Genomic DNA, 13,165 nt, shown 5'->3' with positions numbered 1-13,165 from the left:
GGGGCTCCTGCGATTTCTAGCTGATCCCCGGGTGCTATGCCATCCAGCCAAGGGCGGGGATCCCAAGAAGTCCAGCATGCTTTCGTCCCATGTTGACCGGCCCAACCCCACCTCGGCGGCACCTGAACCCGCAACTGCAGCAGCAGGCAGGGCAGTAGAGACGGGAGACAAAGGCATTCCGAAGCTATGATGAACAGGGATGGCTCTGAGTTTCTACCTACATCTTTGACTGGGTCTGTTTTCAGGCTGTGCTGACTGCTTCTTCTGCCGGTTCTGCGGTTGATGCCATTGCTCCTTTTGCTCCCCAAGTCTGGAGCTGGCGCGGACATGCCATTCGCTATGTGGTGCAGGGATCCGGACCCTCGCTGGTCTTGGTGCATGGATTTGGGGCTTCCATCGGCCATTGGCGGCACAACATCCCCGTGCTGGCTGCGGCAGGATACCGGGTCTATGCCCTGGATTTGCTGGGGTTTGGCGGCTCGGCCAAGCCTGCTCTCCCCTACACCTTGGATCTGTGGGCGGAGTTGCTGGTGGATTTTTGGCAGCAGCACATTCAGCAGCCTGCTGTGTTTATCGGCAATTCCATTGGTGCCTTGCTCAGCTTGATCATGGCCGCCCGGCATCCCCAGTTAACGGCAGGGGCGGTGCTGCTCAACTGCGCCGGGGGGTTGAACCATCGCTCCCATGAGCTCAGCCCGATTTTCCGCCTTTTCATGAGTGTTTTCACCGCTCTGGCGGCTTCTCCGGTGACGGGGCCGTTTTTGTTCGATCGGGTGCGGCAGCGGCAGCGTATTCGCGCAACTCTCAAGCAGGTGTACCGCAACCCCGCCGCCATTACGGATGAGCTGGTGGAGATTCTCTATGCCCCTTCCTGTGATGTGGGCGCTCAGCAGGTGTTTGCCTCGATTCTCACCGCTCCCCCCGGCCCAACTCCTGAAGCCCTATTGCCTCAGGTGCGCTGCCCGCTGTTGGTGCTCTGGGGAGAGGGGGATCCCTGGACGCCCATTCAACGGGGTCGCGGCTTTCAAAACCACGTGAAAGGGATCGACTACCAGTTCTTGCCCATTCCCAATACAGGCCATTGCCCCCACGACGAGCGCCCAGAGGTGGTCAACCCTCTGATTTTGGGCTGGCTGCCCAGGGCCTTTGCGGCGGTCTAAGCTTTTTTGGAGGTTCCTTTGCCGGAGAGGCCCAACCAACCTCGGATTTTGGCCATCCAGACTTGAAGGGGCGAGGGCTGGGGACGGATCGCCACCTGGATCGGCTCGTCTTGGAAGTCCTTGTCCTTGAGGCGAAACCCAAACTCCAGGTCATCTTTCACCTTGCCGAGACGGGGAAACAGCCTGACGGCTGCTTTTTTGAGTTCTTCCTCGTTTTGGAAAATGGCCTGGTGAATGGCGCTGGAACGCCCCACTGCCAGGGATCCCACCGGCAGCCAAGGATTGGGCTGGCCAGGCGCGGGCTGGCGACGGCGGGCAAAGATGTTGAACTCCGGCATCCCCTTGGCTTTCAGCTCGTCGTACCGTTTGGCGGCTTCCTTACGCTTGGCAGTGTTGGAGCTGGCCGGTTTTTTCTCAGGCTTGGATTTGCGAAAACCCTTAGACGGATTCATACTTGGGCTGACGAGAGGGGGGATTTTTGCAGCTTAGCGCAGATCGGATCCCCTTCTCTGCTGGGGATCCCTTGTCCTCATTGTCCGTAGCCGGCGTGCTATACTTGTTGAGCTTCGGCGGGTGGTTAGAGGGGCCCGTCAGTCGGGATGTAGCGCAGCTTGGTAGCGCACTTCGTTCGGGACGAAGGGGTCGCAGGTTCGAATCCTGTCATCCCGATGGCTTTAAAGTTCACTGAGCTCTCAACTTAATCTTGGGGGTTTAATTTTGGGGGTGTAGGTGACGCAGCCAGGCATTGACGTTGACCCGAATTCGCTGCCCAACCTGTAAGAGGCGGTGCAGGTTTTCGGCAGAAATGTCTCGGCAGTCTTCTTGGGGCCAAGCTGGGCAACGCGGGCCAATTTGACGCTCCAGCGCTGTCAGATAGAGCTCTTGCAGGCGATCCAAGTTGATGGGCAGGCGCAGGTCTGCAGCCAATTGCAGCCATTCTTCCAGGTTGTAGAGCTGTTCGCCGAAGGTCTCCGGCTCAAAAGCGTGGGCAAGGTGCCACATCCCCCGCTGTAGGAGCCGATCCAGAACCCGGGCTGCCTCTTCCCGCCGCAACTGACACCCCAACTGCTCGGCCTCGCGCACAATTGCCCGCAATTCCAGCAGGTGATCCCGCTTGCCCTCTTCCATTTCCATTGCCCGCAAACTGCTCAACAGGCGTTGGTTGAGGGTGATCTGAGCGGCAGCCAACAACTCTTCCGGGATCGGCAGGCCGTCGGCCCGAAAGGCCATCAAGACCCCGTAATTGTCCAGGTAGGTTTGGCGGTAGAGCTGGGCCAGGCGGTCTAGGGTATCTTGAGTGAGCCAGCGCATCATCTGCTGCCGATCTTCGTCGTCGAGGGCGTTCAAGTCGAAGGTTTCCGGCCCAAATAGGTCTTGCAGGGTCAGGATCATCTGTATCCGGCTGTGGGATCCGGCCAGCAGCCGCGCTTTTATCTGCTCGTAGATGCGCCGCCCAGCAAACGGCTTGACGCCACATTGAAAGTCCCAGCCGCCGAGGTGGAGCACGGCGTAGATTAGATCGTGCTCTTCGCGGGTGGTGGGAAAAGTGAGCTTCACCCGCCCGATAGCCAGTGTCGACCCGCCTATCGTCAGGCGCTCTTGATCCACTTGATCCAGCACATATCCTTGGGAACGGGGGATCCCGTTAAACAGGGAAAACATGGCGTGCTGAGCCACCAGCCGTTGCGGGCTGATCAAGCTGGGGCGCACCAAGGCGCAATAGACCCCCTTGCCGTCTCTGTAGAGGTCGAGGTTGCTGGGGGCCTTGCTCAGGCGCTGCAAAAACTCCTCTTCCAGGTTTACATCCGCCACTGCTGCCGCCAACTGGATAGCCCGTGCCGCGTAACGCAGGATCTGCACCCCTTCAGGACGGGATAGCTCCTCGAAAAACCAGCCACAACTGGTGAACATCAACTGGCTGTAGCGCTGCATCTCCAACAGGCGCAGCACTTGCACCCGATCTTCGGCGGTGAGGCGGTGGCTTTGGTGCTCCTGCAAAAAGGCATCACAGCGCTCCCGATCCAAAATCACCTCGATGTAACGATCCCGCGCCAGCCAGGGATCCCGCAGGTAGGCTCTGGCCTCCGTCTCGTAGATCTCGGCCAGCTGATCCCGCAGCCAGTTGAGGGCCTCCCGCAGCGGTTGCCGCCAGCGTTGGTGCCACCCTCCCACCGCTCCGCAGCCACAGTCTCGCGACCACCGTCCTACCCCGTGGGCGCAGCTCCAGGCGGTGACCGGTTTCAGTTGCACCTCCCAAGTGGGGGGATGTTGGCTGAGAAAATGGCTGTAATTGCCCACCTGCCAGCCCCGGCGGGGAAATTCCTCGCAAAAGGCATAGGCCAGTGTGCGTTCTACACCCCGCTTGTGGTGGCCAAAAGTCTCGCCATCGGTGGCACAGTTGACCAGATAGGCTTCCCCCTCTTTGTCCGGGCGCAGAGCGGAACGGATCCGCTCCGCCAGAGAGTGGGTGCTGTAGACGATATCCCCAAAGCCCAAGTCACGGGAAATGGGGCCATCGAAAAAGAAAATATCCAAGTACCCCTCCCGATCGGGGGTAAAGCAGCGGTAGGGCCGACGGGGATCGATCTGGCCTTGGCTGACATCGATCCACTCGGTTTGTCCCAAGGGGCGAATGCGCTGCGCTTGGCTGGGGGCCAAAATGACGAAGCGGATCCCACATTCGACCAAGGCCGTGACCGTTGCTGCATCAATGGCGGTTTCGGCCAGCCACATCCCCTGGGGATGGCGCCCAAAGCGGTGTTGAAAATCGGCAATTCCCCAGCGGATCTGGGTGTACTTGTCTCGCTCGTTGGCCAGGGGCAGGATGACGTGGTTGTAGACTTGGGCAATGGCATTGCCATGACCCTCCAGCCGCTCAGCGCTGAGGCGGTCGCCGGCCAAAATGCGTTGGTAAACTTCAATGTCATGCTCCTCTAACCAAGAGAGGAGAGTGGGGCCGAAGTTAAAACTCAGGAATTCATAGTTGTTGACAATACGCACCACCCTTCCCTGGTCATCCAGAACGCGGGCAAAGGCGTTGGGGCGGTAACATTCCGCCCAAATGCGCTCGTTCCAGTCGTGAAAGGGGCTGGCGCTCGGCTGTCGCTGAATGCGGTTGAGGCAGGGATCCTCTCGGGGCGGCTGATAGAAATGGCCGTGCAACACCACGTACGGCCGCGCAGAGGAAAGCTCAGCAGCACCTGCCGGAGAAGGAGCCGCTTGCATCGGCGGGTCGGAGACCAAATCGCTGTGCCCTGACTGTGCCGCTGGCCTATCGGAATTTTTGGAGCCACTCGGCATCATGAGATTACACTCCTTTTAGAGGCCTCCAACTGGGTTACAGGGGAAGGCAATGTTAACTTAAGTTCATATCCATACGTTACAGCGATCCCCGATCTGCAACGGTGAATGTAAAAGATTTAGTTGGAAATTTGACAGGGAACAAACATCGGTCAGTAATCTTTGCGTTTTCCTCACAACAGAAGGGATCCCGGGACTTAGCGGGTGGGGGCCGATCTGCCGGTGGCCATTTCCCACGCCGAACAACCCGTTTGAGGTCAGGCCCCCATTGGAATCCCGGTGGATCCCCAGCTCGAACTCACATTCCGGTCCAGTGCCACCAGGCCCAGCCCAGCCCCACCAGCAGCGCCGTTATCCCATAGAGGGATCCCACCACCTGCACCTCCGACCAGCCCCCCAGCTCCAGATGGTGGTGCAAGGGCGACATGCGCAACAGCCGTCTGCCTGTGCCGGTTTTGCGTTTGGTGTATTGGAAGTAGCCCACCTGCAGCATCACCGACAGCGCCTCTGCCACCAGCACTCCCCCCATCAGGGCCAAGGCCCAGAGCTGATCCCCCAGCAGCGCCAACCCGGCCAGAGCGCCCCCCAACCCCAGGGATCCGGTATCACCCATGAACAGCCGCGCCCGGTGGTGGTTGTGAACCAGAAACCCCAAGCAGGCACCGCTCAGGGTGAAAGCCAACACCGATAGCTCTGGATCCCTGTGAAGGAGCCCCAGCCCAATCAGCAGGATGGCCACCACCCCTGCCGCCAAGCCGTCCATACCATCGGTGAGGTTTACGGCATTATTGGTGCCCACCAACACAAACAGGGCCAAGGGCCAGAACAGCCAGCCCAGAGAGAGGGTGCCTATCCCCGGCAAGGTCAGACTGGTCGGGATCCCCTGCCAGGCCAGGTAGACACAAAACCCAAGGGCAACTCCCACCTGGAGCAACAGCTTGTGTTTGGGAGACAACCCCTTGTTGGATTGCTGTCGGATCACCAGCCAATCGTCCAGCCAGCCGACAAAGCTGTAGGCCAGCGTGAGCAGCGCGACGGCCAGCCAATGGGGATCCCAGCCGTTCGCGTAAGCGGGCCGTAGGCCTTTCCAGATCCCGGCCACCAGTAGCCCCACGGGCAAAAAGCTGATCCCGCCCATGGTGGGTGTGCCTGCTTTTTTCTGGTGGGATTGGGGCCCCTCCTGGCGGATCACTTGCCCCGCCTTCCAGCGCCGCAACCCGGGGATGAGCAGGGATCCCAGCAGGGCCGAACCCAACGCGCTCAACCCAAAAGGAACGACCACCTGGGGGCGGATCCCAATCACAAGGGTCGAGAGGGCCAAACCCAGCCCCAGCGAGAGCGCCATCCCGCCCCACTCTGTTTCTTCCAGCTCCAGATCAGGAAGTGTATCCGCATCCACCCTTTCTGAACCCCTCACACCCTCAACCTCTAGACTTCAGAAAACTCCGGCAGGCAGAGCCCAAGAAAACTCTATCCTGCCAGAGCTCAGAGGCGAAAGTTAGTTGAGTGGGGATCCCTTCAATAGGGCCACTTCCAGTTGCGCACCTCCGGCAGATCTTCCCCGTGTTTGCAGATGTACTGCTTGTGCTCCACCAGCTTGTCCCGGATAAGCTGCTGGACGTGATCCCGCCGGTACTTGAAGCGATCCACCCGCTCCAAGACGTCGTTGGCCAAGTTAAAGCGATCCACCTGGTTGAGAACGCACATGTCGAAGGGGGTGGTGGTGGTGCCTTCCTCCTTGTAGCCGCGCACGTGCAGGTTGTGGTGGTTGGGACGGCGGTAGGTGAGGCGGTGGATGAGCCAAGGATAGCCGTGGAAGGCAAACACGATGGGCTTGTCGGGGGTGAAGATACTGACAAACTCCTTGTCACTAATGCCGTGGGGGTGTTCGCTGGGCGGCTGCAGCTTCATTAGGTTCACCACGTTCACCACCCGGATCTTGATCTCCGGCAGGTGCTGCCGCAAAAAGTCCACCGCCGCCAGGGTTTCCATGGTGGGCACATCGCCACAGCAGGCCATGACCACATCCGGCTCTGAACCCTGATCGTTGCTGGCCCATTCCCAGATTCCCAAGCCCTGGGTGCAGTGCTTGATGGCCGCATCCATGTCCAGGTACTGCAGGGCCGGCTGTTTGCCCGCCACGATCACATTCACGTAGTGGCGGCTGCGCAGGCAGTGGTCGGCCACCGAGAGCAGAGTATTGGTATCCGGGGGCAGGTAGACGCGGATGATTTCGGCCTTTTTGTTGACCACGTGATCCAAAAAGCCGGGATCCTGATGGCTAAAGCCGTTGTGATCCTGCCGCCACACGTGGGAAGTCAGCAGGTAGTTGAGGGAAGGAATGGGCCGCCGCCAAGGAATGTGCCGGGTGGTTTTCAACCATTTGGCGTGTTGGTTGAACATGGAGTCCACCAGGTGGATGAAGGCTTCGTAACAGGAGAAGAACCCGTGTCGCCCGGTCAACAGGTAGCCTTCTAGCCAGCCCTGACAGACGTGCTCGCTGAGGATCTCCATCACCCGTCCATCGGGGGAGAGGTGCTCGTCGCAATCGTAGATGGGAGCTACCCAGGTGCGGTCACTGGCCTCAAACACAGCATCCAAGCGGTTGGAAGCGGTTTCATCGGGGCCAAAGAGGCGGAAGTTGTGGGGGTTGAGCTTCATCACATCCCGCAAAAATTGCCCCAGCACTCGCGTGGCCTCGGCTTCGGTGGTGCCGGGGCGGGGGACAGGGACAGCGTAGCGGCGGAAATCCGGCATTTTCAGCTCCCGCGTCAGCAGGCCGCCGTTGGCGTGGGGCAAAGCGCCCATGCGTTTTTCCCCTTTGGGAGCCAGCTCTTGCAGCTCCGGCAGCAGACGGCCATTTTCATCGAAAAGTTCTTCCGGCTTGTAGCTGCGCATCCAGTCCTCCAGAGCCTTGAGGTGCTCCGGTTTTTTGGCCAGATCCGCCAGGGGCACTTGGTGGGAGCGCCAGAAATCTTCCACCTTTTTGCCGTCCACCTCTTTGGGGCCGGTCCAGCCTTTGGGGGTGCGCAGGATGATCATCGGCCATTGGGGACGAGTGGGATCCCCTTTGCTGCGGGCATGCTGCTGGATTTCTTGGATCTCGTGGATCACCGTGTCCAAAGTGGCGGCCATCAACTGGTGCATCTCTGCCGGCTCGCAGCCTTCCACAAAGTAGGGCTTGTAGCCGTAGCCCACAAACAGGCTTTGCAGCTCTTCACGGCTGAGGCGGGCCAAAACGGTGGGATTGGCGATCTTGTAGCCGTTCAGGTGCAGAATCGGCAGCACTGCTCCGTCGTGGATGGGGTTGAGGAACTTGTTGGAATGCCAGGAAGCGGCCAAGGGGCCGGTTTCCGCTTCTCCATCCCCCACCACACAGGCCACCAGCAGATCGGGGTTATCAAAGGCAGCCCCAAAGGCGTGGGCTAGGGCATAGCCCAGTTCTCCCCCCTCGTGGATGGAGCCAGGGGTTTCCGGAGCCACGTGGCTGGGCACGCCGCCGGGGAAGGAGAATTGCTTGAAGAGCTTGCGCATGCCTTCGGCGTCTTGGCCGATGTTGGGATACACCTCGCTGTAGGTGCCTTCCAAGTAGGTGTTGGCCACCAGAGCAGGGCCACCGTGGCCGGGGCCGGTGATGTAGAGGATGTTGAGGTTTTCCCGTTTGATGATGCGGTTGAGATGCACGTAGATGAAGTTCAACCCGGGTGTGGTGCCCCAGTGCCCCAGCAGGCGTGGCTTCACATGTTCCAGTTTTAGGGGTTCTCGCAGCAGCGGGTTGTCCATCAAATAGATTTGCCCGACCGACAGATAGTTGGCGGCCCGCCAGTAGGCATCCATTTTGCGAAGCTCGTCGGCGGTGAGCGGTTTTGTCGAGAGCTGTTCTGCCAGAACCATAGCTGTACCCCATAGGTATCTCTACTCCTATGGTGATCCGGGTTTGCCCAATTGCCGGGGGATCTTGGGATTCCTTTGGATTTGGCTCATTGGGTGAGCGGTAGGCACCTGTTACCACCACCAGGGCTTGATCGAGGTGCCGTCGGGAAAGATCAGGCCGGCAATCCGGGATCCGCTGTGCTTTAACCCTTCGATCTGAGCTCCTTCCAGGTTGGCTTGGGTTAGGTTGGCCCCGCTGACATCGGCCCGCCGCAGGTTAGCCCCCTGAAACTGGGCCTGACGCAGCTCGGCGCCGCTGAGATTGGCCCCTTCCAGGTCGGCATTTTGCAAGTTGGCCCCCCGCAAGTCCGCTCGCTGTAGGTTGGCTCCCCCCAAATCTGCTCCCTCTAGGTTGGATCCACGCAGATCCGCCCGGTTCAGATCCGCTCCCCTCAGCCGGATCTGACAGAGCACCAGTTCCCGCAGATCGGCTTTGCTCAGGTCTTGGCCGGAGAAATCTTGCCCCTGTCCCCCCCAGTTTTGCAACTGCCAAATGTGGCGCACCCGTTCTTCCAGGTGGGTCTCTTCCGAAAGCCGGGATCCCCGCAGGCTGGTGCCGCTAACTTTTACCCCCCTCAGGTCGGATCCCCGCAGGTCGGCTCCCTGTAAGTCGGCTCCGCTCAGCTTGGCCCCTTGCAAATCCGCTTGGCGCAAATCCGTTTGCCGCAGCCGGGCGCCGTTGAAGTTGCAAAAGCGCAAGTTGGCCCGCCTCAGGTTGGCCTCCCACAGGTTGATCCCCCCCAGCCGTGCTTCTTGAAGGTCGGCTCCCTCCAGGTCTGCATAGGCAAAATCCCGCTCCCCCCGCCGATAGGCCACGATCACCCCTTGCGCTCCCCCCACCGGGCGAAAGGGGCTGTAGGTGCAACAGGCCTGTTCTGCCTCCGGCTGGCCTAGCTGAGACAACAGCCGCCAAGCTTCCAGCCGCACCGCCCAAGAGCTGTTGCCGGCGAGGGCTGCAATGAGTTCGGCCAGGCCCGCCGACCCGTACTGCAGCAACTGGGATAGCGTGGCTAAGCGCACGGCTTCATCGCTATGGGCGAGTCGTCGCCGCGCCCCCTCGAGACCTCCCAGCACTAAGGCATGGGCCGGGGCGCTCCCGGTTGCCGTTTGCCCCCCCAACACCAGATCCCAAGGTTGGGGCCGGGATCCCTGGTCAGTCCTGACAGCCGGCTGAGGCTTACCTACCATGGGCAGATCCCGATGAACCTGGCTTATAGCCAACGCCCCACCACCACGCGGATGGTGCCATCCTCCAGCACTTCTTCGGCCTCGATGGTATAGCCCTGCTCACGGGCTGAGCGCAGCAAACTTTTGTGGGCGTAGCGCTGCAAAATCGGCTCCAGGAAGGTCTTGGGATCGATGCCCGCCCCCCACAGATCGGCCACCAGCTCGTAGTGATCCCCGTTGCGACGAAACCCGATGTCGAAGCCATTCTTTTGCCGGATCACCAGATCGGCGCGGGTGCGGTTCCAGAGATAGCCCCGCAGGCTGGCATTCCGCTGCACAGCGTAGCCCAATTCCTTCAGAGTCTCTTCCAGGAGATCGGCGTCTTTGATTTGCACTTGCAGGGTGGTGAAGTGAGACATGGCCCTTCCAATCCTTTGACCGATGGAGACCGGATCCTCACTATAAAGCGCCCTTGGGGTGGTGGAAGAAATGTAAACCATCCTGCGGTGGGTCGAGCGAGCGGAACGCAGCTCCCCCTTTCTCCCGCAGGAGTGCAACACACCTGGGCCTGGAGGGTCGCTGGGCTGGCCTGACCTGCCTTCTTATGTAGGCGCGCGCTGCGGCATTCGCGATAGCGGTACGGAGCACCAAGGCTGAGGCATCCGCGCCTGGCGTGTTCGGTGATACAGAAATCTTAGATCTGCATCTAGTGTCCAAAGTCGAGTATTGGCGATAACTTCCACTAGGTTTAGAGGCAGAAGCAAAAACCCGTCCCACAGGGATCCGTCCTCATCTGTTTCCGGCTGAGGTTGTCGGCGATGACGTGCCAAATTCACCTCAAGGCATTCCAAAAACCTGCTGATGAACCTTTCTATTCCCTGCCGAGCAAGCCCTTCCGATAGTTCTGCAAACAGAAATATCCATTTCTAGTTCTAACAAAATGAGTGAAAAAATTTGCTTTCTTAGCTTATGAGCAATCTGATTTGGCATCAAAAACTTGTTGATTGTTTAGAACAATTTTTCGTAACTTTCCTAAGCCTTAAATCCAGGCTTATGAAATGGTTAATTTCTCGGCCACCCTTTTAGTAGAGTTTTTAATCAACAAAATGGGCAGCTAGACGCTCCTAATAGAGTCTAGTGAAGCAGCCTCAATAAATTTAGTGAGTCAAACACCGAGTTCTGGATTAGATTTTTCGAAGTCAAAGCCTTTACGAAAAGGCTTTTGTGCTGGTATGAATAAGGTGCTGTTTGCAGAAAGGTCAGCTTCGTGTGTAGGAAGAGGGCCCGATGCAGCGGGAGAAGTAGAGATTCTGACAGGACATGAATTTATGGTGTGGGGTTTGATATGTCAGAAAGTCTTGACTTGCAAGATGCGGTGGGGCGTTTCTTAAAGACGATTGGCCGCTACTCGTTGCTCACCGCTGAAGAAGAGCTCCGCCTGGCTCACCAGGTGCAGCGGATGGTGACGCTCTTGGAGCAACGGCAGCCCCATGAGTCTGTGGAAGGTTGGAGCCAGCGGCTGGGGATCCCCTTGGCAGAGCTGCAGCAGATCCTGCGGCAGGGGGAAGCAGCCAAGAAACGAATGGTGGAGTGTAACCTCCGCTTGGTGGTGTCGATTGCCAAGCGCTATCGCAATCGAGGCTTGCCGTTTCTGGATCTGATTCAGGAAGGCACCATCGGCCTCACCCGCGCCGTGGAAAAGTTCGATCCCACCCGTGGCTACAAGTTCTCCACCTATGCCACTTGGTGGATCCGGCAAAGCGTGAACCGGGGCATCCAAAACAAGGGGCGGATGATCCGTCTGCCGGCCCACATGTACGAAAAGGTCTCCCAGGTGAAGCGGCGCTACCGCGAGTTATCTGCCGAAAGGGGATCCCGTCCCCAAGCGGAAGAAGTTTTTGATTCTCTGGATATTGGCGATAACTACCGGGAGCTGATCACCCGCCACATGGCAGAGATGCGTTCCTTGAATGTGGGGGTAGGGGATGAAGACGGCACCGAGCTGCAGCACTTCATCCCAGATGAAGACAACGACCCTGTTGAACACCTAACCCAGCTTGCCCGTCGAGAGGAAGTCCGCGCGCTGGTGGGCCAACTGAGTGAACGAGAACGACAGGTGATCGTGGCTCGCTATGGGCTGGATGGATCGAGGGGCCTAACGCTGCGGGAAATTGGGGAGCACATCGGCCTTTCGCGAGAGCGAGTCCGACAAATTGAGCGGCGGGCCTTGCGGAAATTGCGGCGGCTGCAACAGGAATACTCCACGCCCAAAGCTGCCAAACCCTGGGTTAACGGGAACCTGTAACCGTTTGCGTCAGCGGTGCGCAGCACTGTAGAAAGGTTTTTTCACCACTTCGGCAGGCTGGCGCTGCCCCCGAATTTCAATTTCCAGCCGGGATCCCACCTTGGCCCAAGCCGGAGCGACATAGCCCAAGCCGATGCCGTAGCCCAAACTGGGAGAATGGGTGCCGCTGGTTACCCGTCCGATCGGCTCAGGGGAGTTGGGAGCGTAGATGGCATAGCCGCTGCGGGGGATGGCCGGATGCAGCATGCGAAACCCCACCAGGTGGCGAGGGATCCCTTGCTGCCGTTGGCTTTCGATGGCGGGCTTGCCGATGTAGTCCCCTGGGTTGTTCACCAACCAGCCCAAGCCGGCTTCTAAGGGAGTGGTGCTCTCGTCCATGTCCTGCCCGTAAAGATGGAAGGCAGCCTCCAGGCGCAGGGTATCGCGGCAGCCCAGCCCACAGGGTTGTACGCCGGCCTGAATCAGTTGCTCCCAAAGGCGGATGCCGTCTTCGGGGCTGAGCATAACTTCAAAGCCATCTTCTCCGGTGTAGCCAGTGCGGGCCACGAAGATAGACTCTCCCAAGGCTCCTGCCGCTCCGGCAAACTGACCGTGCTGAAACCGGCGCAAAGCCTTCAGGGATCCCTCCAAAAAGGGCTGGAGAACCTGTTCGGCTGCCGGCCCCTGCACCGCCAACAAGACCCGAGTGTCGGAGTGATCCTGAAGGTTGACTCCGGGGATCCCTTGGAAGTGGTGGTTGAGCCAATCCCAATCCTTCTGCCGGGTAGCTGCATTGACGATCACGCTCCAGTGCTCCAGCTCACCCTCCGGTGGATGCCGGTAGAAGATGACATCATCCAAAATGCCCCCCAGTGGATTGAGCAGGACGGTGTAGCGACCGGATCCCACAGGAACGGCGCTCAGATCGCTGGGAACCAGACGGCTGAGGTGGGATCCCAGCTCCGGCCCCCAGAGGGTGAACTTGCCCATGTGGGAAATGTCGAATGTCCCCACCCTCTCCCGCACTGCCCGATGTTCTGCTATCACTCCCCGATACTGCAGCGGCATTTCCCAGCCGGCAAAAGAGACAAATCGCGCCCCCAAAGCTTGATGAAGGGAGAACAAGGGGGTGCGTTGCAGAGGCGTTTGGCTCATCAAGGGATCCTCAGCGGTCTAAAGACTAAAAGGTCAAAGACTAAAATAAGTGCAGCATCGCCCATTTCTCGGAGCTTGTGCCATGCGCCTTCTCCACACCATGATCCGCGTCGGCAACCTTGAGCGCTCCCTGCGGTTTTACCGAAAAAACGCCGTAAAGCCCTGC

At 59.2% G+C, this 13,165-nt stretch carries 9 protein-coding genes and 1 tRNA gene; 3 read left to right on the top strand and 7 right to left on the bottom strand.

The window, feature by feature from the left end:
• Positions 1-248: 248 nt before the first annotated feature.
• Positions 249-1,160 (top strand): alpha/beta fold hydrolase, encoded by a 912-nt coding sequence (locus NW818_RS09455; RefSeq protein WP_414424405.1) that lies wholly within the window; start codon positions 249-251, stop codon positions 1,158-1,160.
• Here the strand turns inward: NW818_RS09455 and NW818_RS09450 are convergent.
• Positions 1,157-1,612: an HHL1-like protein gene (locus NW818_RS09450; protein ID WP_414375395.1), complete on the bottom strand. Its 456-nt coding sequence runs from the start codon at positions 1,610-1,612 to the stop codon at positions 1,157-1,159. The two genes, NW818_RS09455 and NW818_RS09450, sit on opposite strands and share 4 nt — an antisense overlap.
• Positions 1,613-1,755: 143 nt before the next feature.
• Between NW818_RS09450 and NW818_RS09445 the strand changes: the two genes are divergently transcribed.
• A tRNA-Pro gene (locus NW818_RS09445) sits at positions 1,756-1,829 on the top strand.
• Positions 1,830-1,871: 42 nt separating this feature from the next.
• Here the strand turns inward: NW818_RS09445 and NW818_RS09440 are convergent.
• The 5 genes from NW818_RS09440 to NW818_RS09420 all read right to left on the bottom strand — a co-directional run bounded on the left by NW818_RS09440 (position 1,872) and on the right by NW818_RS09420 (position 9,979).
• Positions 1,872-4,463 carry a DUF3536 domain-containing protein gene (locus NW818_RS09440; RefSeq protein WP_414424404.1) on the bottom strand — a complete coding sequence of 864 codons (2,592 nt, stop codon included), beginning with the start codon at positions 4,461-4,463 and terminating at the stop codon, positions 1,872-1,874.
• Positions 4,464-4,758: 295 nt separating this feature from the next.
• Positions 4,759-5,805 (bottom strand): phospho-N-acetylmuramoyl-pentapeptide-transferase, encoded by a 1,047-nt coding sequence (gene mraY / locus NW818_RS09435; RefSeq protein WP_414419529.1) that lies wholly within the window; start codon positions 5,803-5,805, stop codon positions 4,759-4,761.
• 173 nt (positions 5,806-5,978) lie between these two features.
• Positions 5,979-8,354, bottom strand: a complete 2,376-nt coding sequence (locus NW818_RS09430) for a phosphoketolase (RefSeq protein WP_414424403.1) — start codon at positions 8,352-8,354, stop codon at positions 5,979-5,981.
• A gap of 111 nt (positions 8,355-8,465) precedes the next feature.
• Positions 8,466-9,581, bottom strand: a complete 1,116-nt coding sequence (locus tag NW818_RS09425) for a pentapeptide repeat-containing protein (RefSeq protein WP_414424402.1) — start codon at positions 9,579-9,581, stop codon at positions 8,466-8,468.
• A gap of 23 nt (positions 9,582-9,604) precedes the next feature.
• Positions 9,605-9,979: a DUF1257 domain-containing protein gene (locus NW818_RS09420; RefSeq protein ID WP_011432773.1), complete on the bottom strand. Its 375-nt coding sequence runs from the start codon at positions 9,977-9,979 to the stop codon at positions 9,605-9,607.
• Between the two features lie 926 nt (positions 9,980-10,905).
• Here NW818_RS09420 and NW818_RS09415 point away from each other — a divergent pair.
• The gene (locus NW818_RS09415; protein WP_011432772.1) at positions 10,906-11,865 is read left to right on the top strand and encodes a sigma-70 family RNA polymerase sigma factor; all 960 of its coding nucleotides are present in this window, start codon (positions 10,906-10,908) and stop codon (positions 11,863-11,865) included.
• A gap of 9 nt (positions 11,866-11,874) precedes the next feature.
• Here the strand turns inward: NW818_RS09415 and gcvT are convergent, their stop codons facing one another.
• On the bottom strand, positions 11,875-12,999 hold the full coding sequence (gene gcvT / locus NW818_RS09410; RefSeq protein WP_414413391.1) for a glycine cleavage system aminomethyltransferase GcvT: 1,125 nt from the start codon (positions 12,997-12,999) through the stop codon (positions 11,875-11,877).
• Positions 13,000-13,165 lie beyond the last annotated feature (166 nt).

Source organism: Synechococcus sp. R6-5, assembly GCF_047461775.1.
Lineage (GTDB): Bacteria > Cyanobacteriota > Cyanobacteriia > Thermostichales > Thermostichaceae > Thermostichus.
The sequence above is the reverse complement of the archived record's forward strand: the minus strand, read 5'-3'. Positions and strand labels throughout refer to the sequence as shown.

Bases quoted from the DNA above. Each gene is read 5' to 3' on its own strand.
- NW818_RS09450 (WP_414375395.1), bottom strand. From the start codon at position 1,612: ATGAATCCGTCTAAGGGTTTTCGCAAATCCAAGCCTGAGAAAAAACCG.
- NW818_RS09440 (WP_414424404.1), bottom strand. From the start codon at position 4,463: ATGATGCCGAGTGGCTCCAAAAATTCCGATAGGCCAGCGGCACAGTCA.
- mraY (WP_414419529.1), bottom strand. From the start codon at position 5,805: ATGGCGCTCTCGCTGGGGCTGGGTTTGGCCCTCTCGACCCTTGTGATT.
- NW818_RS09430 (WP_414424403.1), bottom strand. From the start codon at position 8,354: ATGGTTCTGGCAGAACAGCTCTCGACAAAACCGCTCACCGCCGACGAG.
- NW818_RS09425 (WP_414424402.1), bottom strand. From the start codon at position 9,581: ATGGTAGGTAAGCCTCAGCCGGCTGTCAGGACTGACCAGGGATCCCGG.
- NW818_RS09420 (WP_011432773.1), bottom strand. From the start codon at position 9,979: ATGTCTCACTTCACCACCCTGCAAGTGCAAATCAAAGACGCCGATCTC.
- NW818_RS09415 (WP_011432772.1), top strand. From the start codon at position 10,906: ATGTCAGAAAGTCTTGACTTGCAAGATGCGGTGGGGCGTTTCTTAAAG.
- gcvT (WP_414413391.1), bottom strand. From the start codon at position 12,999: ATGAGCCAAACGCCTCTGCAACGCACCCCCTTGTTCTCCCTTCATCAA.